At 72.2% G+C, this 1,052-nt stretch carries 2 protein-coding genes; both read left to right on the plus strand.

Going from position 1 to position 1,052, the window contains the following annotated elements:
• Positions 1-291 (plus strand): response regulator transcription factor (locus AB0J52_RS42005; protein ID WP_500188902.1); only part of this gene is annotated, 291 nt, incomplete at its 5' end.
• A gap of 313 nt (positions 292-604) precedes the next feature.
• A complete protein-coding gene (locus AB0J52_RS42010) occupies positions 605-952 on the plus strand; it encodes an NADH-quinone oxidoreductase subunit A (protein WP_500188903.1) in 348 nt (115 codons plus the stop codon).
• The last annotated feature ends 100 nt before the right edge of the window (positions 953-1,052 follow it).

The raw sequence follows: 1,052 nt of genomic DNA on the forward strand, positions 1-1,052 counted from the left end.
CCGAGCGTGACCCGGCGGCTGATCGGCGTGTTCACGGCCCTGCCCGCCGGCGCCGCCGGAGCGGAGAGGCCGTCCGGGCGCGGCAGGCTCGACCAGCTCACGGCCCGCGAGCTGGACGTCCTGCTGCTGGTCGCGCGCGGCCACTCCAACCAGCGGATCGCCGCCGAGCTCGGCCTGACGCAGGCCAACGTGAAGAGCCGAGTGAACCGCATCCTGGTCCGCCTCGGCCTGGAGAACCGCGTCCAGGCCGCCATCCTCGCCCACGAGTCCGGCCTCCTGAGCGACGCGTAGGGCACGCGTCGCCGGTCCGGCCGGCCGCTGCGTTGATCATTTTTTCGGGAGGGGCCGACGCGCCCGCGCGGGGTGTTCGCGGGTGGGCCGGAAGCCCGGCAGGGTGGGGGGTTTCGGCGTTTCGGGCGTCCGGGCGAGACGGCCTTCGTGGGGTTTGTTCCACGGTCCAGCCCTCTGACCACTGGTTGTACCTCCGACACCGTGTAGGACATACTCGTCCCGCTACGGGATACACCTGCGGGGTAGCGGCATATGGACGTATCCCGACGTGTGGGCATTGATCCGCTCCGGATCGCCGGAAGGGGGAGCACGGATGCAGCCGTTCGTCGCCGCGCTCGCGCTGCTCGGCCTCACCGCCGCGCTGGTGTGCGCCGTGTACGCGGTCTCGGCGTTCACCGCCCTCCCCGGCGCCCCGGCCGCCGCGCCGTACCTGTCCGGGGGCCTGCCCGTCGAGCACGCGGTGTCCCGCTTCCACGTCCGCTGGTACGTGGTGACCCTGGTCTTCCTCGCCTTCGACATGGAGATGGTCTTCATGTACCCGTGGGCGCTGGTCGTGACGGCCGTCGGGACCAAGGCCGTCGTCGAGATGTTCGGCTTTCTCGCCCTGCTGCTGGTCGGCGTCCTCTACGCCTGGCGGGAGGGCGCGTTCCGATGGGCCTGAGAGGACGCCTGCTCCGCTATGCGGCCCGCCGCCCCCGCCCGCTCCTCGTGGCCGTCCCCGGTCACACCGGCGTCCGGCTCGCCGTCGAGGCCGAACTGCG

The organism is Spirillospora sp. NPDC049652, assembly GCF_040675125.1.
Lineage (GTDB): Bacteria > Actinomycetota > Actinomycetes > Streptosporangiales > Streptosporangiaceae > Spirillospora.

Bases quoted from the DNA above. Each gene is read 5' to 3' on its own strand.
- AB0J52_RS42010 (WP_500188903.1), top strand. From the start codon at position 605: ATGCAGCCGTTCGTCGCCGCGCTCGCGCTGCTCGGCCTCACCGCCGCG.